The organism is Lelliottia nimipressuralis, assembly GCF_004115925.1.
Classification (GTDB): domain Bacteria; phylum Pseudomonadota; class Gammaproteobacteria; order Enterobacterales; family Enterobacteriaceae; genus Enterobacter; species Enterobacter nimipressuralis.
Genome location: NZ_SDDX01000009.1, coordinates 127,287 through 152,611, shown reverse-complemented (window position 1 = coordinate 152,611; position 25,325 = coordinate 127,287). Strand labels below are relative to the sequence as shown.

At 55.5% G+C, this 25,325-nt stretch carries 20 protein-coding genes; 9 read left to right on the top strand and 11 right to left on the bottom strand.

Features of this window, described 5'->3' with window-relative positions; all coding sequences use genetic code 11:
• The first annotated feature begins 6 nt into the window (after nt 1-6).
• Nucleotides 7-888, top strand: coding sequence for a hypothetical protein (locus ETG88_RS09380; RefSeq protein WP_129035266.1), 882 nt, complete (start codon nt 7-9; stop codon nt 886-888).
• A gap of 1,631 nt (nt 889-2,519) precedes the next feature.
• On the opposite strand, the gene ETG88_RS09375 is transcribed toward ETG88_RS09380, so the two are convergent.
• Complete coding sequence (locus tag ETG88_RS09375; protein WP_129035265.1) at nt 2,520-4,007, bottom strand: MFS transporter; 1,488 nt, start codon at nt 4,005-4,007, stop codon at nt 2,520-2,522.
• Between the two features lie 115 nt (nt 4,008-4,122).
• On the opposite strand from ETG88_RS09375, the gene ETG88_RS09370 reads away from it, so the two are divergent.
• The 6 genes from ETG88_RS09370 (at nt 4,123) to narI (ending at nt 13,015) form a co-directional block, all read left to right on the top strand.
• Nucleotides 4,123-4,689, top strand: coding sequence for a TetR family transcriptional regulator (locus ETG88_RS09370; protein ID WP_107703521.1), 567 nt, complete (start codon nt 4,123-4,125; stop codon nt 4,687-4,689).
• A 211-nt stretch (nt 4,690-4,900) separates the two neighbouring features.
• Nucleotides 4,901-6,292, top strand: a complete 1,392-nt coding sequence (locus tag ETG88_RS09365) for a NarK family nitrate/nitrite MFS transporter (RefSeq protein WP_107703520.1) — start codon at nt 4,901-4,903, stop codon at nt 6,290-6,292.
• A 69-nt stretch (nt 6,293-6,361) separates the two neighbouring features.
• The gene (locus ETG88_RS09360; protein ID WP_129035264.1) at nt 6,362-10,102 is read left to right on the top strand and encodes a nitrate reductase subunit alpha; all 3,741 of its coding nucleotides are present in this window, start codon (nt 6,362-6,364) and stop codon (nt 10,100-10,102) included.
• On the top strand, nt 10,099-11,643 hold the full coding sequence (narH, locus tag ETG88_RS09355; protein WP_129035263.1) for a nitrate reductase subunit beta: 1,545 nt from the start codon (nt 10,099-10,101) through the stop codon (nt 11,641-11,643). The genes ETG88_RS09360 and narH overlap by 4 nt, the downstream gene beginning before the upstream one ends.
• Nucleotides 11,643-12,338 carry a nitrate reductase molybdenum cofactor assembly chaperone gene (narW, locus tag ETG88_RS09350; protein ID WP_129035262.1) on the top strand — a complete coding sequence of 232 codons (696 nt, stop codon included), beginning with the start codon at nt 11,643-11,645 and terminating at the stop codon, nt 12,336-12,338. The genes narH and narW overlap by 1 nt, the downstream gene beginning before the upstream one ends.
• The gene (gene narI / locus ETG88_RS09345) at nt 12,335-13,015 is read left to right on the top strand and encodes a respiratory nitrate reductase subunit gamma (protein WP_129035261.1); all 681 of its coding nucleotides are present in this window, start codon (nt 12,335-12,337) and stop codon (nt 13,013-13,015) included. Before narW ends, narI begins: the two co-directional genes overlap by 4 nt.
• Nucleotides 13,016-13,052: 37 nt before the next feature.
• Here narI and ETG88_RS09340 read toward each other — a convergent pair whose 3' ends face one another.
• The 7 genes from ETG88_RS09340 to ETG88_RS09315 all read right to left on the bottom strand — a co-directional run bounded on the left by ETG88_RS09340 (nt 13,053) and on the right by ETG88_RS09315 (nt 21,060).
• Entirely contained in the window at nt 13,053-15,452 is a 2,400-nt protein-coding gene (locus tag ETG88_RS09340) for an autotransporter family protein (RefSeq protein WP_164971787.1), read from the bottom strand.
• Between the two features lie 101 nt (nt 15,453-15,553).
• Nucleotides 15,554-16,255 carry a LysR substrate-binding domain-containing protein gene (locus tag ETG88_RS09335; RefSeq protein ID WP_252152563.1) on the bottom strand — a complete coding sequence of 234 codons (702 nt, stop codon included), beginning with the start codon at nt 16,253-16,255 and terminating at the stop codon, nt 15,554-15,556.
• Between the two features lie 7 nt (nt 16,256-16,262).
• Nucleotides 16,263-16,466: a helix-turn-helix domain-containing protein gene (locus ETG88_RS22445; RefSeq protein WP_252152562.1), complete on the bottom strand. Its 204-nt coding sequence runs from the start codon at nt 16,464-16,466 to the stop codon at nt 16,263-16,265.
• Nucleotides 16,467-16,789: 323 nt separating this feature from the next.
• Complete coding sequence (gene nhoA, locus ETG88_RS09330; RefSeq protein WP_100780069.1) at nt 16,790-17,635, bottom strand: N-hydroxyarylamine O-acetyltransferase; 846 nt, start codon at nt 17,633-17,635, stop codon at nt 16,790-16,792.
• A 72-nt stretch (nt 17,636-17,707) separates the two neighbouring features.
• Nucleotides 17,708-19,363 (bottom strand): ABC transporter permease, encoded by a 1,656-nt coding sequence (locus ETG88_RS09325; protein WP_129035259.1) that lies wholly within the window; start codon nt 19,361-19,363, stop codon nt 17,708-17,710.
• 39 nt (nt 19,364-19,402) lie between these two features.
• Nucleotides 19,403-20,371, bottom strand: a complete 969-nt coding sequence (locus tag ETG88_RS09320) for an ABC transporter substrate-binding protein (protein ID WP_100780067.1) — start codon at nt 20,369-20,371, stop codon at nt 19,403-19,405.
• A complete protein-coding gene (locus ETG88_RS09315) occupies nt 20,368-21,060 on the bottom strand; it encodes an ABC transporter ATP-binding protein (protein WP_107703511.1) in 693 nt (230 codons plus the stop codon). Before ETG88_RS09315 ends, ETG88_RS09320 begins: the two co-directional genes overlap by 4 nt.
• Before the next feature lie 137 nt (nt 21,061-21,197).
• Between ETG88_RS09315 and ETG88_RS09310 the strand changes: the two genes are divergently transcribed.
• Nucleotides 21,198-21,770 carry a flavin reductase family protein gene (locus tag ETG88_RS09310; protein WP_129035258.1) on the top strand — a complete coding sequence of 191 codons (573 nt, stop codon included), beginning with the start codon at nt 21,198-21,200 and terminating at the stop codon, nt 21,768-21,770.
• 61 nt (nt 21,771-21,831) lie between these two features.
• On the opposite strand, the gene fusA is transcribed toward ETG88_RS09310, so the two are convergent.
• Complete coding sequence (fusA, locus tag ETG88_RS09305; RefSeq protein WP_107703509.1) at nt 21,832-23,934, bottom strand: elongation factor G; 2,103 nt, start codon at nt 23,932-23,934, stop codon at nt 21,832-21,834.
• A gap of 160 nt (nt 23,935-24,094) precedes the next feature.
• On the opposite strand from fusA, the gene ETG88_RS09300 reads away from it, so the two are divergent.
• Nucleotides 24,095-24,397, top strand: a complete 303-nt coding sequence (locus tag ETG88_RS09300) for an ArsR/SmtB family transcription factor (protein ID WP_123427826.1) — start codon at nt 24,095-24,097, stop codon at nt 24,395-24,397.
• A gap of 42 nt (nt 24,398-24,439) precedes the next feature.
• Here the strand turns inward: ETG88_RS09300 and pptA are convergent, their stop codons facing one another.
• Nucleotides 24,440-24,670 (bottom strand): tautomerase PptA, encoded by a 231-nt coding sequence (gene pptA, locus ETG88_RS09295; RefSeq protein WP_012017474.1) that lies wholly within the window; start codon nt 24,668-24,670, stop codon nt 24,440-24,442.
• A 34-nt stretch (nt 24,671-24,704) separates the two neighbouring features.
• A complete protein-coding gene (locus tag ETG88_RS09290) occupies nt 24,705-25,322 on the bottom strand; it encodes a glutathione S-transferase family protein (protein WP_123427822.1) in 618 nt (205 codons plus the stop codon).
• Between the last annotated feature and the right edge of the window lie 3 nt (nt 25,323-25,325).

Genomic DNA, 25,325 nt, shown 5'->3' with positions numbered 1-25,325 from the left:
AGTTATATGAACAGTTACGATTCATCAAGAGATACCGGCTGGTCTGGTTACGTGGGAGAACTGCTGCGGGGACAACAACCGATTAATCAGTTGCTCCCCACTCATCCCTATATCGATACCCTACCCCAAATGGAAAAGGTGCTGGAGAAAAACACCCAATACTTCATGTTGCTGACCATAGAGGAAGCGCGAGGTGTATTGAGCGACCTTATAGGTCAGACGGATAATTTTCTTTCATATAAAATCGGTGCTGGCAGTTTCAAAGACATCTGGGACGGAGCATACAATAGCAGTAGATTCTCAACTTACCTGAATGAAGCTAACCAGTTACGCTTTAATCTCAAGAGCATAGGGATCAGAGCTAAAACCTGTCGATACGGTGGTGTCACCTATATAAAAATCACTGGATACCCGAGCCTGCGTCGCATCCTGAACGGTACCCGCTATCGCGCGAATAATCTGCAACTGCTGGAACTGGGTATTGGTTGGCGAGGTTTAGGGTATAACTTGTATCAGGGTGCTAAGTTTTGTGTTTATTTCTCACTTGCTTTCAGGGCAGTAGAGTTAATATTCAAAAACGAATATACGCTGGTGGATTTCTTTGGTGATATTATTGCAGATGCTGCTAAAACTTTGATCTCAATTGTTGTGGCGGGTGTTGCTGGGTTAATATTGCTTGGTGCACCTGTTATCTTAACCACAATTGCACTTATCATTATTGGCTTAGCGACTAACTCTACTCTTAATAAATACGACGAACTACATGGATGGTCTGTTGAGTTAAAAAATAGGATTAAGGAAGCATTTTACGAAGAACAACGTATCAATGAGTGGAATAATATCCATACGAGCACGGGGATGCTACCACCGGGTAGTTTTAATTATTAAAATGGTATCAACAATGGTTAATATTTTAATTAAAGCATGGTCTATTATAAGATGTATTATTGTTTTCGCGATATCTGTCGTTATCATTTCATACTCTACTGATATACCTTTTCATGATTTTATGCTATTTTTCGGGAGGAGTAATTACTTTTGGTTCGATGGGCGGCACCTTTCACTCATATCTTCCATACCAGCTTTTATTTACCTTAGTATAATGATGGCTACAGTTCCATTCACGAAGGATAACCAGATACCAAAATCGTTTTATTATTGGGGAAATGTACTGGGACTAATCTCACTCGTAATATTTATGTTGTTTAGCATATTATCATTGATGACTTATTTTTATATTGGCTATTTCACTCCTTACCAGTTATGTAAGGAACCATCCACGTATTCTCATTACTTTGCCAAAGATCCAGCAATCTGCAAAACCATCGTAAACCGTGAGTTAAATTAACATATTTTTATTACATAGACTACACTTGGCAATCCTGTTACCGGGTGTAGTCTTGCCTGTGCACTCACTAGCGAGAACTATACCGGACACATTTATCACCAGTATTACTCTGCCGAGACTAAATACGCGCAAGGGAAGTGATGATTAGAAACCTGGCTAAGTTTTTAATTCGATCCATCTATAACTTGTATAACCTCAACAAAAAATCTCTTTGATGATTAATGCGGAATATTTATTATATTACATACTTTCGATTCATTAATATTGCCAAATAAAAACTCATAATGAATAATCCCAAGATGGGATAGCAGAAATATTATTAACTAAAAATATATAGATCTTGTGAATGGATAAGGATGCATTATATGACATAGAGCATCCTTTTGCGATAGTCAGTAATAACTTTTTGTGGCATGAAAAATACCGGGGAAATAAATATGAACAATTACGATTCATCACGAGACACTACATGGTCTGGCTTCGTAGGAGAACTGCAATGGGGACAATTGCCCATTAGCCAGTTGCTCCCCTATCATCCTTGTATCACTACTTACCTTCCCGCAAATAGAAGAATTGCTGGAGTCAACCACCAATGATTGGATGTAGTGATCTATACCTTAATAAAGATTAAGGCTATTAACATTTTATGAATTATTAAATAGGCTTCTCATGATCGTTAAAATATTAAATAAAATAGCATTTACTATAATTTCAATTCTTCTTATTATAATACTAAGCTTCCTTTTTCATTTCTCTATTAATATACCCTATCATGACTTCATATTGTTTTTTAGCAATAGCGATTTTTTTTGGTTTGATGGGCGACATCTGGCAATGATATCATGCACTCCGTGCCTGATATATGCCATTATAATGATTTCATGTGTTCCATTTACTAAAGATAATAAGGTACCCATGGCTTTCAATTATTCAGGCAATCTGCTTGCTTTGGTGTCGATAATGCTCTTGGTTCTATTTAATATATTGTCACTATTGATTTATTTGTACATTTCCTTATTCACCCCTTATCAAATATGCAAGGAGCCTCCAGTGTTATCCCACTATTTTGCAACTGATCCCGCTATCTGCAAGACCATCGTAAATCATGATTTAAGTTAATATAAAATATCTAACACAGAAAAACCCGGTAACTCTGTTACCGGGTTTAATGTTACTTCTGCTCCACCCTCGCCAGACTAAACCATATCCCGCACGCCAATATCATCAGCATGGCACCGGCGCTGCCAAGGGCGACGCTGTGCGAGGTGATAAACGCGGCTTTAGCGGCTTCAATCGTCGCGTCTGCAAGCGTCGGCGTGAGTTCTTGCGCAACTTTGACCGCTTCACCAATCGACGAAGAGGCTTTGTCGGCAAGCGTGGCGCTCAGTCCTTGCGGCAGTTGGATGGAGGCCGAGAAGCTGCGAGTGAGCATCAGGCCAAAAATCGCGATCCCAAGACCCGCGCCTAACTCGTAGGACATCGTTTCGATGGCCCCTGCCGCGGCCGCTTTTTCCTTCGGTGCGGCGGCCATGATCGCGGAAGTCGATGCCAGCAGCGCACTCGCGGCGCTGAAACCGAGCAGCACCATCAGGCTCCATGCCTGCCACTGCTGAGTGCTGAAATCGAGCATCGACAGACCAATAAAGCTCACCGCGCTTAGCCCCATGCCGCCTGCCGCGACCAGTCGCAACCCGAGTTTTCCGACCAGCACGCCCGCAATCGGCCCGCTGAAACCGCTGGCGACCATCAGCGGCAGCATAAACTTGCCCGCCTCAAACGGCGTAAAACCGTGCACAAACTGCAGCTCCTGCGCCATCAGCAGTTCAAAGCCCACCAGCGCGATCATTGCGGTCATCGCCATCACCACGCCGCTCAAAATAATGCGATGGCAGAACAGGCGCATGTCGATCATCGGTTTGCTGGCTCGCAGCTGAATACGCACGAAGATGAACAGCATCACCGCACCGGTGAGCAACGTTGTCGCCACGATAGCCGGTGAAAGTGTGCCTTTCAGCGCTGTTTTCGCGCTGTAAACCAGCAGCAGAATTGCCACGATCAGCATTAACGCGTGCGAAATGTTCAGCGTCTGCTCCGGGCGTCCCTGCTGTTTCGGCACAAAACGCGCCGCCAGTGCCACCACGACCACCACGATCGGCACGTTGATTAAAAATACCGATCCCCAGTAGAAGTGCTCCAGCAGCAGGCCGCCCACCAGCGGGCCAAAGGCCGCTCCGCCGGAACCGACCGCAGCCCAGACACCTAACGCGATATTACGATGACGCGCCTCGACAAACAGCGTGCGGATCCCCGCAAGCGTCGCCGGAATAATCATCGCCGCACCAATCGCCAGCGTCGCCCGGGCCGCAATCAGCCAGGCCGCGGACGGGGCAAACGCAGCCGCCAGTGACGACAGTCCGAACAGGATACTGCCGAGCATCAGCAGCTTTTTAAAGCCGATACGATCCCCGAGCGCGCCCATCGGCAGCACCATGCCCGCCATCACCAGCGAGTAAATATCAATAATCCACAGCAATTCGTTACCGCTGGCCCCGAGCGTCATACTCAGCGTTGGCGCGGCCACATGCAGTACCGTTGCGTCAATCGCGACCGGAATATACACCAGCACGATAATCACTAACGCTAACCACCTTTGAAACATAAATTTCCCTTTCACACTAATCTGGACACGTGTCCAGGATGCGATCCTACGTAAAGTTGAACGCGTGTCCAGCTTTTTGTTACACTCGTTTCGTCGCCATTGAGAGTGAGAGAACATGAGCTATTTGAGCAAGGATGAACGGCGGGAAGATATCCTGCAGGCCGCGATGCGCGTCGCCTTAAACGAAGGGTTCAGCGCCATGACGGTGCGGCGCATTGCGGGCGAAGCGGGTATTGCCTCCGGCCAGGTACATCACCATTTCGCCAGCGCCGGAGAGCTGAAAGCATTGGCCTTCGTGCGTCTGATCCGTGAACTGCTCGATGCCGAGGTGGTGGGCGACTGTCGCCATCGTCTGCGCGCCATGCTCGGCAGCGATGAGGGTGTGTTCGAGCCTTATATTCGTCTATGGCGGGAAGCGCAGATCCTCGCGAGCCGCGATCCGGACATTAAAAGCGCCTATGTGATGACCATGGAAATGTGGCATCAGGATACCGTCGCCATTATCCGTCAGGGCGCCGAAGAAAAGGTATTTACACTCTCAGACCGCCCCGAAAATATCGCCTGGCGATTGATAGGTTTAGTCTGCGGACTGGACGGTATCTACGTGTTAAATATGCCCGAAATGGATGACGACGCATTTAATAAACATCTTGATAAATTAATTTCTCTGGAATTGTTTTGATACTCCTAATTGAGTATTTAAAACCGCGATTTTTTACAATTAGTAACACATAAAGCGAATCATCTCTCCTCTCGTAAACTCAGGGATTCGCTTTCTTATCTATCCTTTCAGAAGCATCTGAATAATTCCAAAAACCTTAATCGTATAACGTCAGCCATCTGACTGTTTTCACTTCTCTTTTCTGTTTTTTACGGGTAAGTACGAGGGCGATATGTCACAACAAAGTGAGAAGAATAATCATTATCTTTTAAATAACTGGAAACCGGAAAACGCGGCATTTTGGGAGAATAAAGGAAAACACATCGCGCGACGGAATCTTTGTATATCCGTCGCTTGTCTGCTACTGGCCTTCTGCGTCTGGATGTTATTCAGCGCGGTTGCGGTAAATCTCAATAAAGTCGGCTTTAATTTCACCACCGATCAGCTTTTCATGTTAACCGCATTACCTTCTCTTTCTGGCGCAATATTACGCGTGCCCTATTCCTTTATGGTGCCGATATTTGGCGGACGTTACTGGACAATATTAAGCACCGTTATCCTAATTATTCCCTGCGTGTGGCTGGGGATCGCCGTGCAGAATAGCGCCACGCCCTACTGGGTGTTTATCATCATCGCCCTGCTGTGCGGATTTGCCGGTGCGAACTTTGCCTCCAGCATGGGCAACATCAGCTTTTTCTTCCCGAAAGCTAAACAAGGCAGCGCGCTGGGCATTAACGGGGGGCTGGGTAATCTCGGCGTCAGCGTGATGCAGATGGTGGCTCCGGCGGTGATCTTCCTGCCGATGTTTGCGTTTCTCGGCGTCCATGGCGTACCGCAGGATGACGGTTCTGTGCTGTCGCTGGCTAACGCCGCGTGGATCTGGGTGCCGCTACTGATTATTGCCACTCTCGCCGCCTTTTTCGGCATGAATGATATTGCCAGCTCGAAAGCCTCGATTGCCAGCCAGTTGCCGGTGCTGAAACAGCCTCACCTGTGGTTGCTAAGCCTGCTCTATCTGGCGACGTTTGGCTCTTTTATCGGTTTTTCCGCAGGCTTTGCGATGCTCGCCAAAACCCAGTTTCCAGATGTGAACATTCTCCACCTCGCCTTCTTTGGCCCGTTGATCGGAGCGCTGGCGCGATCGGCGGGTGGCGTGGTGTCGGACAAACTCGGCGGTGTGCGCGTGACTCTGGTGAACTTTATCCTGATGGCCGCCTTCAGCGCCCTGCTGTTCCTGACGCTCCCCGGCTCCGGTTCCGGCAATTTCACCGCCTTCTATCTGGTGTTTATGGGCCTGTTCCTGACCGCCGGTTTAGGCAGCGGCTCTACCTTCCAGATGATCGCGGTGATCTTCCGCCAGATCACAATTTATAACGTCAAACTGCGCGGTGGCACGGAAGAACAGGCCCAGCAGGAAGCGGTGTCTGATACCGCGGCGGCGCTCGGGTTTATCTCCGCTATCGGCGCGGTCGGCGGCTTTTTCATTCCTAAAGCCTTCGGTACCTCGCTGGCGATGACCGGTTCCCCCGTCGGCGCGATGAAGGTCTTTTTGGTGTTCTATATCGTCTGCGTGTTTGTCACCTGGCTGGTGTATGGCCGTCGGCAGAAACACGTCAAATCATAACTATTCCGTTCAACACTTTTGTGAGCAGTGTAACCACGGGGTGGGCGTCGCCCCGTCAGGAGAAACGTCATGAGTAAATTGTTGGATCGCTTTCGTTATTTCAAACAAAAAGGCGACACCTTCGCCGACGGCCATGGGCAGGTGATGCATACCAACCGCGACTGGGAGGACAGCTATCGCCAGCGCTGGCAATTCGACAAAATCGTGCGATCCACCCACGGCGTTAACTGTACCGGCTCCTGCAGCTGGAAAATCTATGTCAAAAACGGCCTGGTGACCTGGGAAACTCAGCAGACCGACTACCCCCGCACCCGCCCTGACCTGCCCAACCATGAACCCCGCGGCTGCCCGCGCGGCGCGAGTTACTCCTGGTATCTCTACAGCGCCAACCGCCTGAAATACCCGCTGGTGCGCCGGAAATTGATCGAACTGTGGCGCGAAGCGCTGGGCCAGCACAGCGACCCGGTGCTGGCGTGGAATGCCATCATGAGCGATCCGCAAAAGACCAGCAGCTACAAAAAAGCGCGCGGCCACGGCGGTTTTATCCGCTCTAACTGGAAAGAACTCAACCAGCTGATCGCCGCCGCGAACGTCTGGACAATCAAACATTACGGCCCGGATCGCGTCGCCGGATTCTCGCCGATCCCGGCGATGTCGATGGTCTCTTACGCCGCCGGTACGCGCTATCTTTCGCTCCTCGGCGGCACCTGCCTGAGTTTTTACGACTGGTACTGCGATTTGCCGCCCGCCTCGCCAATGACCTGGGGCGAGCAGACCGATGTGCCGGAGTCGGCCGACTGGTACAACTCCAGCTACATCATCGCCTGGGGATCGAACGTGCCGCAGACGCGCACACCGGACGCTCACTTCTTCACCGAAGTGCGTTACAAAGGCACCAAAACCATCGCCATTACCCCTGACTTCTCGGAAGTCGCCAAGCTGAGCGATCAGTGGCTGGCACCGAAGCAAGGCACCGACAGTGCTCTGGCAATGGCGATGGGCCATGTGATCCTCAAAGAGTTCCACCTCGATAACCCGAGCGAATATTTCCTCAACTACTGCCGCCGCTACACCGACATGCCGATGCTGGTGATGCTGGATGCGCGGGACGACGGCAGCCTGGTCCCTGGCCGGATGCTGCGGGCCTCGGATCTGGCCGACGGGCTGGGTGAGGAAAACAACCCGGAATGGAAAACCGTCGCCTTTGATATCGCCGGTGGCCTGGTAGCGCCTAACGGCTCGATTGGTTTCCGCTGGGGTGAAAAAGGCAAATGGAACCTGGAGCCGCTGGCTGCCGGTCAGGAGACCGAGCTGACGCTCTCGCTGCTTATCACCCACGATCAGGTCGCGAATGTGGCGTTCCCCTATTTAGGCGGCAATGAAAACCCGCACTTCCGCAGTGTGAAACAGGACCCGGTGCTGATCCGCAAAGTGCCGTCGAAAACCCTCACCCTCGCCGATGGCCGTCAGCAACAGGTCGCCAGCGTTTACGATCTGATTCTGGCGAACTATGGACTGGATCGCGGCCTGGAAGATGACAACGCCGTAAAAGATTACGCCGAAATCAAAGCTTACTCCCCGGCCTGGGGCGAGCAGATCACTGGTGTGCCGCGTCGCCATATTGAACAGATCGCCCGTGAATTCGCCGATACCGCCCATAAAACCCATGGACGGTCGATGATCATTCTCGGTGCGGGCGTGAACCACTGGTATCACATGGACATGAACTACCGTGGGATGATCAATATGCTGGTCTTCTGCGGCTGTGTCGGCAAAAGCGGCGGCGGCTGGTCGCACTATGTCGGCCAGGAGAAGCTGCGTCCGCAAACCGGCTGGCTGCCGCTGGCGTTTGCCCTCGACTGGAACCGCCCACCGCGTCAGATGAACAGCACCTCCTTCTTCTACAACCACGCCAGCCAGTGGCGCTATGAAAAACTCACCGCTCAGGAATTGCTCTCGCCGCTGGCGGATAGCGCCAAATTCACCGGCCACCTGATCGACTTTAACGTTCGCGCCGAACGAATGGGCTGGCTGCCCTCTGCGCCGCAGCTTTCGCTTAACCCGTTGCACATCAAAGCGCGCGCCGATGCCGCCGGGATGTCGGCGCAGGATTACACCGTTCAGGCGCTGAAATCGGGCGATCTGCGCTTTGCCTGCGAACAGCCGGACAACGGTAAAAACCATCCACGCAATTTGTTTGTCTGGCGCTCGAACCTGCTCGGCTCCTCCGGGAAAGGTCATGAGTACATGCTCAAGTACCTGCTCGGCACGGAAAGCGGGATTCAGGGCGACGATCTTGGCTCCACGGACGACGTTAAACCGGAGGAGGTGGAGTGGCAAACGGCCGCCATCGAAGGCAAGCTCGACCTGCTGGTGACCCTCGATTTCCGGATGTCCAGCACCTGTCTTTTCTCGGATATCGTCCTGCCGACCGCCACCTGGTATGAAAAAGACGACATGAATACGTCGGATATGCATCCGTTTATTCATCCACTTTCTGCCGCCGTCGATCCGGCGTGGGAGTCCCGCAGCGACTGGGAAATATACAAAGGGATCGCCAAAGTCTTTTCCGACGTCTGCGTCGGGCATCTGGGCACCGAAACCGACGTGGTGTTGCAGCCTCTGCAGCACGACTCCCCGGCGGAGCTGTCCCAGCCCTTTGATATTCAGGACTGGCGCAAAGGCGAATGCGATCTGATTCCCGGCAAAACCGCGCCGAATATCGCCGTCATTGAGCGCAACTATCCGGAAACCTACGAACGCTTTACGTCGCTGGGGCCATTGATGGACAAACTCGGCAACGGCGGAAAAGGCATTTCGTGGAACACTCAGGATGAAGTCGATTTCCTCGGCAAGCTGAACTACGTCAAGCTCGATGGCCCGGCCAAAGGGCGACCGCTGATTGATACGGCCATTGACGCCTCGGAGGTGATCCTCGCGCTGGCCCCGGAAACCAACGGCCACGTGGCGGTGAAAGCCTGGAAAGCCCTCGGCGAATTTACCGGGCGCACTCACACTCATCTGGCGATCAACAAAGAAGACGAGAAAATTCGTTTTCGCGATATCCAGGCTCAGCCGCGCAAAATCATCTCCAGCCCCACCTGGTCTGGCATTGAGAGCGAACACGTCTCCTACAATGCCGGGTACACCAACGTTCACGAGCTGATCCCGTGGCGCACCCTCTCTGGTCGCCAGCAGCTGTATCAGGATCATCAGTGGATGCGCGCCTTTGGTGAAAGCCTGGTGGCCTACCGTCCGCCGATTGATACCCGTAGCGTGACCCACATGCGAGAAATTCCGCCAAACGGCTTCCCGGAAAAAGCGCTGAACTTCCTGACGCCGCACCAGAAATGGGGCATCCACTCCACCTACAGCGAAAATCTGCTGATGCAGACCCTGTCTCGCGGCGGGCCGATCGTCTGGATCAGCGAAACGGACGCCAGAGAGTTAGGCATTGAAGACAACGACTGGATCGAAGCCTTCAACGCCAACGGCGCCCTCACCGCCCGCGCGGTGGTGAGCCAGCGCGTGCCGCCAGGGATGACCATGATGTATCACGCCCAGGAGCGCATTCTGAACATACCGGGATCGGAAGTGACCGGACGTCGCGGCGGCATTCACAACTCCGTCACCCGCGTCTGCCCAAAACCCACGCACATGATTGGCGGCTACGCACAGCTGGCCTACGGCTTTAACTACTACGGCACCGTCGGCTCGAACCGCGACGAATTCATCATGATCCGTAAGATGAAAAACATTAACTGGCTGGATGGCGAAGGTCGGGATCAGGTACAGGAGGCGAAAAAATGAAAATACGCTCACAGGTCGGCATGGTACTGAATCTCGACAAGTGCATTGGCTGTCATACCTGCTCGGTGACGTGCAAAAACGTCTGGACCGGGCGCGAAGGGATGGAGTACGCGTGGTTTAACAACGTCGAAACCAAACCGGGCATTGGCTATCCGAAAAACTGGGAAGATCAGGAGGAGTGGCAAGGCGGCTGGGTGCGTGGCATCACCGGAAAACTCACGCCGCGCCTCGGTGGGCGCGTGGGCGTGCTGTCGAAAATCTTCGCCAACCCGTCGCTGCCGGGCATTGACGACTATTACGAACCCTTCACCTTTGACTATCAGGATCTGCACCGCGCGCCGGAGGGCGATCATCTCCCTACCGCTCGCCCGCGCTCACTGATCAGCGGCAAACGGATGGACAAAATCGTCGGCGGCCCGAACTGGGAGGAGCTGCTCGGCGGCGAATTCGAGAAACGCGCCCGCGACCGTAACTTCGATAAGATGCAAAAGGAGATGTACGGCCAGTTCGAAAACACCTTCATGATGTACCTCCCGCGCCTGTGCGAACACTGCCTCAACCCGAGCTGTGTCGCCACCTGTCCGAGCGGCGCCATCTACAAGCGCGAAGAGGACGGCATCGTCCTGATCGACCAGGACAAATGCCGCGGCTGGCGCATGTGCATCAGCGGCTGTCCGTACAAAAAAATCTATTTCAACTGGAAGAGCGGCAAGTCTGAAAAATGCATCTTCTGCTACCCGCGTATCGAATCCGGCCAACCGACCGTGTGCTCGGAAACCTGCGTCGGGCGCATTCGTTATCTTGGCGTGCTGCTGTACGACGCGGACCGCATCGAAGAAGCGGCGAGCACCGAGCACGAAACGGATCTTTACGAGCGTCAGTGCGAGGTGTTCCTGAACCCGAACGACCCGGCAGTGATTGAGGAAGCGCTGAAACAGGGCATTCCGCAGAACGTGATCGACGCGGCGCAGCGCTCGCCGGTCTACAAAATGGCGATGGACTGGAAGCTGGCCCTGCCGCTGCACCCGGAATACCGTACCCTGCCGATGGTCTGGTATGTGCCGCCGCTGTCACCGATTCAGTCCTACGCCGATGCGGGGGGTCTGCCACAGACCGACAGCATTCTGCCTGCCGTCGAAAGCCTGCGTATTCCGGTGCAGTATCTGGCGAATATGCTGAGCGCCGGCGATACCGGCCCGGTGCTTCGCGCCCTGAAACGCATGATGGCGATGCGCCACTACAAACGCTCGCAAACCGTTGAAGGGGTGACCGATACGCGCGCCATCGACGAAGTGGGCCTGAGCGTGGAACAGGTAGAAGAGATGTACCGCTACCTGGCGATTGCCAACTACGAAGACCGCTTCGTGATCCCGACCAGCCACCGTGAAATGGCGCGTGACGCCTTCCCGGAGAAAAACGGCTGCGGCTTTACCTTCGGCGACGGCTGTCACGGCTCCGACACCAAATTCAACCTGTTCAACAGCCAGCGCATCGACGCCATTAATATCTCCGAGGTGCGTGAACACGGGGAGGGAGAGTAATGCGAATTCTTAAAATTATCGCCCTGCTCATTGAATATCCCGACGAGGCGCTATGGGAGAGCCGCGATGAAGCCCTTTCTCTGATCGCACAAGATGCCCCGCCGCTGCTGCCGTTTGCGCAGCAGCATCTTGGCGCGGCGCTGCTGGATAAACAGGCCCAGTGGTGTGAAGTGTTTGAGCGCGGACGGGCCACCTCGCTGCTGCTGTTCGAGCATGTTCACGCCGAATCCCGCGATCGCGGTCAGGCGATGGTTGATCTAATGAGCCAGTACGAGAAAGCCGGTTTACAGCTCGACTGCCGCGAACTGCCGGATTATCTGCCGCTCTATCTGGAGTATCTGAGTCTTATTCCTGACGATGAGGCGCGCGAGGGGCTGCAAAACGTTGCGCCGATTCTGGCCCTGATCGGCGGGCGGCTAAAACAGCGCGATGTCCCGCAGTATCAGCTTTTCGACGCCCTGCTTCAGCTCGCCGCCAGCAAGCTAACAAGTGACAGTGTCACTAAGCAGGTGGCAACAGAACAACGCGATGACACCCGCCAGGCGCTGGATGCCGTGTGGGAAGAGGAACAGGTGAAATTTATTGAGGACAACGCCACGGCGTGCGACAGCTCGCCGATGCAGCAATATCAACGACGCTTTAGCCAGGACGTCGCGCCTCAGTACGTGGACGTCAGCGCCGGAGGCCCGAAATGATGCACTTTCTGAACGTCTTCTTTTACGATATCTACCCGTATCTGTGCGGGACGGTGTTCCTGCTGGGAAGCTGGCTGCGCTACGACTACGGGCAGTACACCTGGCGCGCGTCATCCAGCCAGATGCTCGATAAGCGCGGCATGGTGCTGTGGTCGAATCTGTTCCATATCGGCATTCTGGGGATCTTTTTCGGCCACGCCTTCGGGATGCTGACGCCGCACTGGGTCTATTCGTGGTTCCTGCCGATGTCGCAAAAACAGCTGATGGCGATGATCCTCGGCGGCGTCTGCGGCGTGCTGACGCTGATCGGCGGCGCGGGACTGCTGGTGCGACGCCTCACCAATCCGCGTATCCGCGCGACCTCGTCCACGGCAGATATCCTGATCCTCTGCGTGCTGCTGGTGCAGTGTATTCTCGGTCTGGCGACGATTCCGTTCTCCGCACAACACCCCGACGGCAGCGAAATGCTGAAACTGGTCGACTGGGCGCAGGCGGTCGTCACCTTCCACGGCGGTGCTTCCGCGAATCTCGACGGCGTGGCCTACATTTTCCGCGTCCATCTGGTGCTTGGGATGACCATCTTCCTTCTGTTCCCGTTCACCCGGCTGGTTCACGTCTGGAGCGCGCCGGTGGAGTACCTTACGCGGCGCTATCAGGTGGTGAGATCGCGCCGCTGAGTAAACTAAACCCTCCCCGTCACTCCAGGCGGGGACGTTACCATTTGACGCGCACCCCGATATTCCCGCCTGCCCCGTAGTTATCGGATGGATTATGCGGACTCGCCTGAACGCCCAGGTTGCCGTACACCTCATAGCGCCCGTCATTCCACGCCAGCGTGCCGCCAACGCCCGTCGCAATTTGTGTCCGCGCATCGCGCGATGCGAAGTTGACCTCGGCGACATCCACAGAGCGGCCATCGCCCAGCTCCTGATACACATCGAGCGTAACTTGCAGCAGCGAGCGTGTCCGGGTTTTGTCCTGCGCCTGCCATTCGTCGCGACGATCGCCGCTGACACCCAGACGCGCAAGCAGACTGTTCCCCTCGCTGAGTGACACCTTGCTGTCGAACCTGTCTTCAAAACTGTCGAAATCCACGCGCGACCAGATCAGCTGTGCCTGCGGCGTAACCGCAAAACCGGTGCCGGAATCGAGACGCCAGCCCGTTTCGACGGAGCCTGCATAGCCGTTCCCTTTATTGGACGATGTCAGGGGTTTGCCGACCGTATCGGAATCCAGATCGCTGTCGAAAAACATCATTTGCAGCTGCCCGTCGACATAAAAACCATTATTGCCGTACCAGGTCAGCGTCAGCCCAGGGCCGTAACCGGTGGTGTTGATACTGCCTTTGCCAGAGTAAGCGCGAATATCCGCATCCGCCCGGCCATAGCTAAAGTTCACGCCGCCCGTCAGTAATCCGTGCGCGTTTTCATGCACTGGAACATCCAGCCCGGCCTGTAGCTTCCAGAGCGTGGTTGTTCGCTGAGCGTCGGTCGTGGATGAGACCGGCTCACTGTGCGTACGCGTACCTTCAATACGCGCCCAGGAACCAGGCGCACTTTCTGTTTGCGGCGCAACGCCGTCCACCCAGTAGCGATCCCCCACGCGCTGTTGCAGGGTAGGAACGCGATTCAGTTCCGCGAGGATCTGCGGATACTGTTCATAGAGGGCCGCCCCAGGATGGTAACGCTGCGGCACATTTTCATCCGGCGTTTCAGGGATGACAGGGAACACCGGCAAACCCGGCGTGACCGGATTGGGCACAGGGGTTTCGGGATCGGGCACTTCAGGCACCGGCGCGACAGGTGACTGCGGATCGGCAAGATCCGAGGTCAAATACCACCAGCGCCCCTGCCCATACTCCAGCGTGCGAAACGTGTAGGCATACGCGCCATGCACCACCGCCTGCTCACCGTCGGTCGTGGTGAAATCACCGTGAAGCGTAAACGCCTCGCCGTCCGATTGCTGCGCGGCAAAAATCAGGGGAATACCGTTTTCCGTGAATCCCCCTTCGCCACCGAGATTCACGATCTCAACCGTGGTATTGCCCGACGCGCTGCCGGTAATCAGCAGCCGATCTGCGGGGGAATCATCGCCGCCGAGGACACTTTCCATCAGCACTCTGCCACCGTCTCCGTGATAATCCCCGTCAATGGTCAGGGTGCCGATGGAGTTGCCCGGCGAAATCGTTCCTGCATTGGTGGTACTCCCGACACGCCCGATGCCCTCCAGCGTGCCGCCCGACAGCAGGGACACGGTCGCACCAGACATATCGCCGTTGACGCTCATCACGCCATTTTCCTGAGCCTGTAGCAGCCCGGTAAAATCACCGTGATCGCGGTTAAACAGCGTTCTGCCGTTAACAGCGTCGATCGAGATATTTCCGACCAACCCGGTGCCCGCGCCTTCAGCATTATCCAGCCCATCATTCAGGGTGCTGTCGAATACGTAGTCCGTGGCGTTATGATTAAGAATAATGTGGCCGGAACCCTCTCCGGCAGTAATCCGCTCCCCGACAACGCTACCCGGCGCGCGCGAGGCCTCTCCTCCGATAATCAGCACCCCGCTTGACCCCGCGTTTTGTCCAAGCGTGACCGTGCGGGCATTAACGACGCCCCCATCAGCGACGATCAAGGTACCCGCCCCGTCGCGGCCAATCCCCAGGCTATTAACGGTATTCCAGGTGGAGCCCGGCCCGGTGACTTCTACCGTGCCCGATGACAAAGCATTAAAACCGATAAAGCCGGTGGAGAGATTCGTTACCAAACCGCCATCACGAATGAGCAAGGTTCCGTTACCCGTATGTCCGACGTAGAGGAAACTGGTGTTATCCCAGTGAGAACCGTCGCCCGTCACCACCACATGGCTTTCCGAATCCGCAGTTGACGCCACAAAGCCGCTATAGCTTTGTACGATACCCGTTTCACCCCCGCTCACGCCTATATTTAACGTTCCGTTAATATGAAAATTAAGCGCCGTCGCCGGTGAACCTGCATCGCCAGGAACAGTAATAATTTGCCCTTCAGTAATATTATCAATCGCCTGAACAGAAACCGATATCGGAATAATAATAAGCAGGAGAAGCAGGTTTATCGAAAAAGATAAAAGAGTCGGCATGCGCGAAGCAGCATTAACCCACCGCGGACGGGAAAAATAGATAAACATAATCTGACCTTTAGTGTGCTGGTGTAAAACACCAGCAGGAGGAGTAATTATAGCTAACCAGGGAAATATTTTATAAATGTGTGACGGATATCATTCATCAGTAATTTTGCAACGGGTGTGAGCGTTTGTTGTTGGCGGTAGATCAAACTGTATTTTCCGTCGGGCAGGATCTCCTCGACATTTATCTGACATAACTTATCTTTCAGCCACGGAAGCGCCAGCATGGCCTGCGGGCCCACGGAAAGATAGCCCTCGCTCAAAATAAGCTGTTCGGCAATAGTGGTGGAATCGCCATACAGAACAGAGGCTTCAGGGCCTTTGCCATCAGGAAAAACCACGCTCTCAATGGCGCTAAAAAAACCGGCGCTGGCAATGGGGAGATACCATTTCGCATTGCGCAGTTCTGCAAGCGACCGCGCCTGTGACAAGGGATGATCCTTGTGGGCAAAAACACAAAATTTCGCCCTACCCAGCAGCTCTTCGCTGAACTCCTGCAGGGCAATATCCGGTGTGACGATACCGAGAAAAAAGTCCATCCGCCCCAGACGCAGCGATGCCAACAGCTCAGACAGCTGCCCTTCGATCACCGTTAATGTCGCCTGCGGGTAACGGGCCTGAAATCGCTCAATGATACCCGGCATGATCCCGAAGGCTGGCAGATGTGAGCAGCCAAACATCACCACGCCCTGGGCCGCACTCTCCTGCTGGCGAAGCTCATCAACGGCGCGTTCCAGCTCGTTGAGCACGAGGTTCATTCGCGGTTCAAAAATGCGGCCAGCCTCGGTAAGCAAAGCGCCGCGCGCGTCTGTCCAGCAGAACCACACCCAGGGTTTTTTCCAGCTCCTGTATGCTACGGGTCATCGCAGATTGTGTCTGATGATTCGCCTCCGCTGCCGAACGTATGCTCCCGTGCTGAATAACCGCACGAAGATTTTTTAGCTGATTAATTTTCGGCAGATGACGCATCTGAATCCTCAGCAAAGCAACGGATAAGCGTTAAATTATAGCAGTGGATGTATGGTGCTATAGGCTGTCACATCACCGTTAAATTCACGCCCTTGCATTGAGTGGGGATATTATTTTAATTCTGCGACAGTGTAAATTGCACAGGTGATGGTTTTTTTGCATCGCAATGGCATAAAAGACATACCTTTATTTTATTTTTAATCCAACACACTAAAGTCATTTAAAAATAAATATGGGTGCTTGATCATACAGAAATATTATTCGGATAATCGAATAGCGTTCGCCGTCAATTAAAACAAAAGGGGCTTTCGCCCCTTTTAACTCTATTTCCCCGCATCGGGATGGGTATCAAACCCGGCCATCACCGCCGTCAGTTCGGTCAATGAAAAACCGTGTTTCGGATCATCCACGCCCAGCCCAAATCGCTCCTGCATCAGCGTATACAGCGCCTTGGCGTCCGGCAGGTTAATCTGCTCCGCCACGCGCGTACCCTGCCAGTGGGTAAAGTGGTAATTGGTCAAAGTCAGTTTACCGCCGTCCGGCAGGTGTCGGCACATCAGCAGGTGGTGGCGGAAGTGCGACTGCGGCCAGTGAGCAGACCAGAAATTGCCCATCACGTAATCGGTGAAATACTGCGTCGCAAGGTCAAAATGGTACATCGACTGCCAGTGCTCATGATGGCGGAACTGTAACACCCAGTCGTTGTTCTCGTTCATCAGGCGATAGACGCCGTGTGGCGTGGCCTGCTCTTCTGCGGCAATCAGGCGAATCGGCGCCGTCAGCGTCTGTCCACCGAATCCGACGTCCGCAATCCAGCGCTCGCCGTTGAGTTCAACCAGCAGCAGACGGTGGGTGCGCGGCGGCATCTGCGGCGGATTCGCCAGCACCACGCGGCCCAGCACGCTGCGCACCTCAAAACCGACCTCGCGCAGCACGCGCTCGAACAGCCCGTTCTGCTCAAAGCAGTACCCGCCGCGCCGCGCCGAAACGAGTTTGTCTGCGACGCTCTGATCGTCGAGCTGGATTTCACGCGGCATGACCACGTCAATATTTTCAAACGGGATCGCGCAGTTGTGACTCAAATGCAGCGCCCGCAGGGTGTCGATATCCACGGAAACCGGCTGCTGCCAGCCGATACGGGCAAAATAGGCGCTCAGAAATGGGGACATAGTGAAGTTCCTTGTAGAGATATTCCCTGTTTATAAACTATTTTTGCCCGCCCACTGGTGCAAAAGTGCTTTTTATCGGGCCGCGCCGCGCTGCATGATGCGAAGCGCCGTGAGCATCAGCACCAGCCCGGTCACTAGCGTCAGTGTCGCCATCGCCATCCCTTGCCCCACGGAACCCTGTTCAAACTGACGCCAGATAAACACCGAGACGGTTTGCGTACCGGCTGGCGCAAGCAGTAGCGACGTTACCAGCTCCCGCGAGGCAATGGCGAAGACCATCAGCATCGCCGCCAGCAGCGCCGGGGAGACCAGCGGCAGCACGATAAAGCGCAGCGCCTGAAACGCCGATGCACCATGCACGCGCGCAGCGGATTCAAGATTGCCGCCCAGCTGGCGCAGCGCGCTCCCGACATAGCGCACCGGCCACGGCAGAAGTAAACAGCAGTAGGAGAGCAACAGGATCGCCCAGCTGTTGTAGGGTGAAATTACCCAGAACGGCTGGTTCCACAGCAGGATCAATCCGACACCGACCACCACACCGGGCAGCGCCGCAGGCATCAGAGAGAGCGCATCGATTAGGCCACGCCCGGTGATCTTCTGTACTACCACCAGCCACGACGCCAACAAGCCAAGCAGCCCGGTGATGCAGGCCGCGCCGAACGCCAGGGAGAGGCTGGTTCCCAGCGCCGCCAGGGCGTCACCCTGCTGGCTAAACAGCGCGGCATAGTGTGACAACGTCACGTTAGAAAGCGTCACGCCGCCCGATAACGTGCCCAACATCCCCGATAACACCATCGATGCGCCGGGCAACACCACCGCAATTATTCCTACCAGCGTCATGAATGCCACCATCGGCAGCGTCCAGCGCCCCGCCTCCGCGCCCATATTTTCCGTCGGTTTACCGGTGATACTGGTGACATCATGCTGACCGGTCAGCTTTTTCTGCACTCCCCAGGCGCACAGGGCGATGGCGACTAATACCACCGACAGCATCGACGCCCCCGAAAGATCGATTGGCCAGTCGGCCAGTTTTTTCTCGATGTCGGTAGTCAGCATCACTACGCCCGCGCGCGTTCCCAGCGCCGCCGGAACGCCAAACTCCTCAATCGCCAGGGTAAAAGCCAGCAGCATTCCGGCTGCCAGGGACGGGGAAAGCATCGGCAGAGTGATGTGCCAGAACGCCCTGCTCGCGCTGGCGCCATGAACGCGGGCGACCCGCGCCAGACGCTGCCCGCTGGCGAGCAGACTGCGCGAAACGGCGAAGTAAACCACCGGGAAAATATTCAGCGCCATCACCAGCACAATCCCGGTTTTACTGAACAGCAGATCGTTCAGGGAAATCCCGGTGAGTTGCTGCAAATAGCCGTTGGTCTGAAGCACCAGCATCCACGACAGCGCCGCGATATAGGGCGGCGTTAAAAAAGGGATCAGAAACAGCAAATCCCACAGGCGCGGCAGCGGCAGATTAAACAGCCCGCGCGCCACGCCGAGGGGAAAGCCGATCAGCGCGCTCACCAGCGCCACGCCGAGCGCAATCTGCAGCGTGCCACCGAGCATGCCGGGGAGCTGCGGCTCAGCTAACAGCTCCTTGACCCCGCCAAACGCGCCGGAAAACGATCCGGCACTGAACTGCGGAAATACCGCCTGAAGGAGAATAAACGCGAGCGGAAACGCCACCAGAATCACCAGCAGCGCCAGCGTCATCACGGATAAAAATCGTTGATTCACGAGACAATCCTGAAGACGGGGTTGCCCCCGTCGAATGAATTACAGGGAGAAAAGCGTGTTGAAGCGCTTGAGAATATCGCTGCGCTCGCTGCTACCCTCGCTTTTGGTCGGCAGAATTTTCAGCTCATTGAGCAGCGGGCGTTTAGCCTGAACATCGTCGCGCGCGGGCATCAGCCAGGCATCGGCCACCATCGTCTGGCCTTCCGGCGACAACACGTAATCGACGAACGCTTTGGCATCGTCGGCATGGGCGGTGGATTTAAGGATCATCATCGGACGCGGCGCGATCACCGTGCCGCTGGACGGGAAAATGACTTTAAGCGATTCGCCCTGATTGATATTGCCGTAAGAGACATAGTCAACCGCACCAAATACCGCCGCTTTCGCCCCCTGCATCACCGGCGTCACCGCCTGCGCGTTCGGGCCGCTGACCACCATGCCGTTCTTTTTCAGCTTATCAAACAGCGTCCAGGCGTTGTCGCCCATGCCGTTTTGCAGCCCGATCAGCAGGTCGAGCGACGCGCCTGACAGCGCCGGATCGGGCGTGGTGACTTTATCTTTGAACGCATCGGTGGTCAGATCCTGCCACTCTTTTGGCTCCGGGGTACCGCTTTTGGTGTTCCAGACGATGCCAAGCGCCGACACGCCCTGGGCGACATAATCCGTGGATTTCAGAGTAGCCGGAACGTGCTGCGCGTTCGCGCTCTGGTACGGTAACAGCCAGCCGCGCTGGTGAAGATCTTCCGCTGTATCCCAGGACGCGGAGATCAAAATATCCGCCTGCGGGTTGGCCTGTTCGGCCTCCAGACGCGCCATGACTTTGCCGGTGGTCGCCTGGAAAATATCCACTTTCACCCCGGTTTTCTTTTCAAACCCGGTTGCCAGATTCTTGGCCAGCGATCCTGGCCCTGCAGTGTAGACGGTCAGCGCGTGGGCGCTGGACATCATGACGGAAGATAGCGCCATGGCGAGAAAAACTCCTTTAGTAACGGCAAATGACCTTTTCATGCGAACTCCCCTGAGGATGAAATCAAACGATCCGCTGCGACGCTGCCTGCAGATAAATGCACGATGCGATCGGCCAGAAGTTCAGCCTCCCGGCGGTCGTGGGTAACATAGATGGCCGTCGTCCCGAGCTGGCGCAGAAGCGTTGCCATCTCATGACACAGTGATTCGCGCAGTTCGCTATCGAGATTGGAGAGCGGTTCGTCGAACAACAGCACGCGCGGCTCGGCGACGATCGCCCGGGCGAGTGCCACCCGCTGCTGCTGGCCGCCGGATAACCCCGCCGGTTTACGGTCGGCAAAATCGCTTAAGCCAACCCGTGCCAGCGCCTGCGCCACGCGCGTGCCGATGTCACGGCGCGGGATGTGGCGCATTTTCAGAGGGAAGGCCACGTTTTGTGCCACCGTCATGTGCGGCCAGAGGGCGTAATCCTGGAAGACCATGCCGATGTCACGGGCCTCCGGCGGCAGCGACCAGCCTGCTTTCGCCACCCGTCGGTCACCAAAGAAGATTTCGCCCTGTGCGGGCTGTGCAAGCCCGGCGAGCAGTCGCAGCAGTGTGCTTTTCCCACAGCCAGACGGGCCGAGCAGCGCGACGACGCTACCCGCATCAATATGCAGATCGAGTTGATTTAACACGGTGTTCGCACCAAACGCGTACGACACGCCGTTGAGCGTGATAGTGCTGTACATCTTGTTATCCTCTTTGGGATTTCGTGTTCGCCACTGTAGGGAGCCTGTATGACGAACGCATGACACGCATGTTGCAGCTTGATTTCACCTGCGTTTCAGCCGTTTAATGCCGTATTGCCCCTGTATGAGGAGTTCCTGTGAACCATTTCCGTCCCGTTGAATTAAAACATGCGAGCCGCCTTCTCAATCACGGCCCGACGGTGCTTATCACCAGCCGCGATGAGCAACTCGACAGACGCAACGTGATGGCCGCGGCCTGGTCGATGCCCGTCGAATTCGAACCACCGCGCATTGCGATTGTGGTGGATAAAAGCGCGTGGTCGCGCGAACTGATCGAGCGCAGCGGCATGTTTGGTATCGTCATTCCGGGGGTCGCCGCCGCAAACTGGACCTACGCCGTGGGCAGCGTCAGCGGTCGCGATGAGGATAAATTTAACGCCTACGGCATTCCGGCAGTCAGCGGCCCGGTGCTGGGCCTGCCTGTGATAGAGGAGCGGTGTCTGGCGTGGATGGAGTGTCGCTTACTCCCTGCGACCTCAGCGGCGGAAAAATACGATACGCTGTTTGGCGAAGTGGTGGCTGCGGCAGCGGATTCACGCGCGTTTGTCGCCGGACGCTGGCAGTTTGATGAGGATAAGCTCAATACGCTGCATCACCTGGGCGCGGGAACCTTTGTGACGAGCGGGAAGATCGTAAAAGCGCCGGAATAAATTCCGGCGCTTATTTTATAGGCCCGGTTTACCGGGCATTTTTCCTGCTTAACGGGCTGCGCTAGCCTTTCGCGCGACTGGCAATAATGTCATCGGCCACGTTGCGCGGCGCTTCGGCGTAATGGTGAAACTCCATACTGTAGGTTGCACGCCCTTGCGACATCGATCGCAGGGTGGTCGCGTAACCAAACATCTCGGCCAGCGGGACGTCAGCGCGAATAATCTGGCTGCCGAACCGCTCTTCCATGCCCTGCACCATCCCGCGACGGGAAGAGAGATCGCCCATGATATTCCCGGCGTACTCTTCTGGCGTCTCCACCTCCACGTGCATCACCGGCTCCAGAATCGCCGGGTCCGCTTTGCGCGCGCCCTCTTTAAAGCCAAAGATCGCCGCCATGCGGAAGGCCATTTCCGAGGAGTCGACATCATGGTACGAACCAAAAGTCAGGGTCGCTTTCACGTCTACCACCGGATAACCCGCCAGCACGCCGCTGTTCATGGCTTCACGCAAGCCTTTTTCCACGGACGGAATGTACTCGCGCGGTACCACGCCGCCTTTGGTGGCGTCTTCAAATTTAAAGCCGCTGCCTGGCTCAAGCGGTTCAAGGCTTAGCACGACGTGGCCGTACTGCCCTTTACCGCCGGACTGACGGACAAATTTGCCCTCGATCTCTTTCACCGCTTTACGCAAGGTTTCGCGGTAGGTGACCTGTGGACGGCCAATGTTCGCTTCGACGCCAAACTCGCGTTTCATGCGGTCGACGATAATTTCCAGGTGCAACTCGCCCATCCCGGAGATAATCGTCTGCCCGGATTCTTCGTCCGTGTGCAGGCGGAACGACGGATCTTCAGCCGCCAGGCGCTGCAGCGCGATCCCCATTTTCTCCTGATCGGCCTTGGTTTTCGGCTCAATCGCCAGAGAAATCACCGGGTCCGGGAACTCCATACGCTCCAGGGTGATCAGATGATCCGGATCGCTCAGGGTGTCGCCCGTCGTGACATCTTTCAGCCCCACGCAAGCGGCGATATCGCCCGCGCGCAGTTCATCGACTTCATGACGGTCGTTGGCATGCATCTGCACAATACGCCCGATACGCTCTTTCTTCCCTTTCACCGGGTTGTATACCGCATCGCCTTTTCTCAGCACGCCGGAATAGACACGGATAAAGGTCAGCTGGCCGACGTACGGGTCGGTCATCAGTTTGAACGCCAGCGCCGAGAAGGGTTCGTCGTCGCTCGGGTGACGCTCCGCCGGTTGCCCTTTATCATCCACGCCATCAATAGCCGGTACGTCGAGGGGCGATGGCATCAGTTCGATCACCGCGTCGAGCATGCGCTGTACCCCTTTATTTTTAAAGGCACTGCCGCACAGCATCGGCTGGATTTCACCTTTGACCGTGCGTATACGCAGCCCGTCGATGATTTCCGCTTCATCCAGATCGCCCGTTTCCAGGTATTTATCCATCAGCGCATCGCTGGCTTCCGCGGCGGCCGAGACCATTTTTTCCCGCCAGATTTTGGCGGTGCTCAGCAAATCGTCCGGGACCGGCGCATAGCTGAAGGTCATGCCCTGGGTGGCGTCGTCCCACAAAATGGCGCGCATTTTGATGAGATCGACCACCCCGCTGAAGTGCTCTTCAGCGCCAACAGGGATGACAATCGGCACCGGGTTGGCCTTCAGGCGATCAATCATCATCTGCACCACGCGGAAGAAATCGGCTCCCGGACGGTCCATTTTGTTGACGAACGCCAGGCGCGGGACGTGGTATTTGTTCGCCTGGCGCCAGACGGTTTCCGACTGCGGCTGGACGCCACCGACGGAGTCATAAACCATCACCGCACCGTCGAGCACGCGCATGGATCGTTCCACTTCAATGGTGAAATCCACGTGCCCTGGGGTGTCGATAATGTTGATCCGGTGCGGTTCAAAATTACGATCCATACCGGGCCAGAAGCAGCTCACCGCCGCGGACGTAATGGTGATCCCGCGCTCTTGCTCCTGCGCCATCCAGTCAGTTGTTGCCGCGCCATCGTGGACTTCACCCAGTTTGTGGCTCATTCCGGTGTAAAACAGAATGCGCTCGGTGGTGGTCGTTTTACCGGCATCGATATGCGCGGAGATACCGATGTTGCGATAACGCTCAAGAGGGATGGGTCGGGGCATGATAAATCCTTAGTCAGTTTGACTTGAGTAGAACGACCGGAATGGTCGTCTGTGTGTTCGTCTGCTATAATAGTCCTATTGTACGAGTATATACGAACTATTTTTTTAAGGATGGGCCTATCATTAAGATAGCTCACCTTCCCGCTAACCCAGGAAGTCTATGATCGCCAACCACCCCGAACCTGAACAAATCACGCTGGAAAATGTGCTGTTAGCCCTCGGTAACCCGCTGCGACTGGAGGTCCTCCGCCTGCTCGCCGATGGCAGTGAACTGAGCTGCAACGCCCTGCGCCCGGAAGACATTGCCAAATCGACCATGACCCACCACTGGCGCGTGCTGCGCGATAGCGGCGTGATCTGGCAACGCCCGCAGGGGCGCGAGAATATGATTTCGCTTCGAAGAGAAGATCTGGATGCCCGCTTTCCGGGGCTGCTGGATACGTTGTTGCGGGTGATGGGGTAGCGTTTTATGCCGGGTAAGCGCAGACGCCACCCGGCCTAAATCTTACATCGAATATCCAGGCTTTTTGATGAGTTCATCCAGCTTCGGTCCGATTTCCGTATCCCAGACCTGCGCTTTCCAGTCTTCCTGCTGCACCTGATTCAGGGCAACAGAGACTGAACTGTCTTTACTGTTAAAATGACGAATAATCACCTCCGCGATATCCGCCGCCAGGGCGGTTTTTTGTTCATCGTTCAAATCGCGGGGAAAACATTTGATATCAACGTGTGGCATTGCAGGCTCCTGTTGTTGTGAGCATTTCAACTTATCAGATAATTTCGTTCGCCTTTAACACCTTGTGCAGTTCTGGCCGCTGACAGACAGCATCGGCAATGGCGGTGATACGCGGCGTATTGGCGGCAAACCACGCGTGGCGCGGGCCCCAGGTGCGCATCACCGCAACATAGACGTCAATCAGCGTGAGCTGCTCGCCGAGCGCATAGGGCGCGGCTTTAAGATGATTATCCAGCCACAGGTAGAGCGACTTACGCCAGGCGATACAATTTTCGCGCAGCTGTTCCGGTGCGTCCGGCGCCCAACGTTCAGGGTAATCGGCGTAGGTAAACGTAGGATAGACATTGGCCACCAGCCAGATCAGCAGGCGTTGAAACTGCGCCCGGTCGGGATGGCCCACGGGTGGGGCGAGTTCCGGGCAACGGTCCAGAATCATCAGGCCGATGGCGGCCGTTTCACTCATCACTGCGCCATTTTCCAGCTCCAGCGTCGGCACCTGGCACAAAGGATTGAGTTTCTCCAGCAGAGCGCGCTGCGGGCCTGGCGAATCAAACCCTTCGACGTTGATAAAACGATAGGGAATATCGGCCAGGGTCAGCATCACTTCGCTGATTGCCGATCCCCAGCCGGGTACGCCATACACGTTAATCATACT

Coding starts and splice junctions, on each gene's coding strand:
- ETG88_RS09380 (WP_129035266.1), top strand. CDS start 7: ATGAACAGTTACGATTCATCAAGAGATACCGGCTGGTCTGGTTACGTG.
- ETG88_RS09375 (WP_129035265.1), bottom strand. CDS start 4,007: ATGTTTCAAAGGTGGTTAGCGTTAGTGATTATCGTGCTGGTGTATATT.
- ETG88_RS09370 (WP_107703521.1), top strand. CDS start 4,123: ATGAGCTATTTGAGCAAGGATGAACGGCGGGAAGATATCCTGCAGGCC.
- ETG88_RS09365 (WP_107703520.1), top strand. CDS start 4,901: ATGTCACAACAAAGTGAGAAGAATAATCATTATCTTTTAAATAACTGG.
- ETG88_RS09360 (WP_129035264.1), top strand. CDS start 6,362: ATGAGTAAATTGTTGGATCGCTTTCGTTATTTCAAACAAAAAGGCGAC.
- narH (WP_129035263.1), top strand. CDS start 10,099: ATGAAAATACGCTCACAGGTCGGCATGGTACTGAATCTCGACAAGTGC.
- narW (WP_129035262.1), top strand. CDS start 11,643: ATGCGAATTCTTAAAATTATCGCCCTGCTCATTGAATATCCCGACGAG.
- narI (WP_129035261.1), top strand. CDS start 12,335: ATGATGCACTTTCTGAACGTCTTCTTTTACGATATCTACCCGTATCTG.
- ETG88_RS09340 (WP_164971787.1), bottom strand. CDS start 15,452: ATGCCGACTCTTTTATCTTTTTCGATAAACCTGCTTCTCCTGCTTATT.
- ETG88_RS09335 (WP_252152563.1), bottom strand. CDS start 16,255: ATGAACCTCGTGCTCAACGAGCTGGAACGCGCCGTTGATGAGCTTCGC.
- ETG88_RS22445 (WP_252152562.1), bottom strand. CDS start 16,466: ATGCGTCATCTGCCGAAAATTAATCAGCTAAAAAATCTTCGTGCGGTT.
- nhoA (WP_100780069.1), bottom strand. CDS start 17,635: ATGTCCCCATTTCTGAGCGCCTATTTTGCCCGTATCGGCTGGCAGCAG.
- ETG88_RS09320 (WP_100780067.1), bottom strand. CDS start 20,371: ATGAAAAGGTCATTTGCCGTTACTAAAGGAGTTTTTCTCGCCATGGCG.
- ETG88_RS09315 (WP_107703511.1), bottom strand. CDS start 21,060: ATGTACAGCACTATCACGCTCAACGGCGTGTCGTACGCGTTTGGTGCG.
- fusA (WP_107703509.1), bottom strand. CDS start 23,934: ATGCCCCGACCCATCCCTCTTGAGCGTTATCGCAACATCGGTATCTCC.
- ETG88_RS09300 (WP_123427826.1), top strand. CDS start 24,095: ATGATCGCCAACCACCCCGAACCTGAACAAATCACGCTGGAAAATGTG.
- pptA (WP_012017474.1), bottom strand. CDS start 24,670: ATGCCACACGTTGATATCAAATGTTTTCCCCGCGATTTGAACGATGAA.
- ETG88_RS09290 (WP_123427822.1), bottom strand. CDS start 25,322: ATGATTAACGTGTATGGCGTACCCGGCTGGGGATCGGCAATCAGCGAA.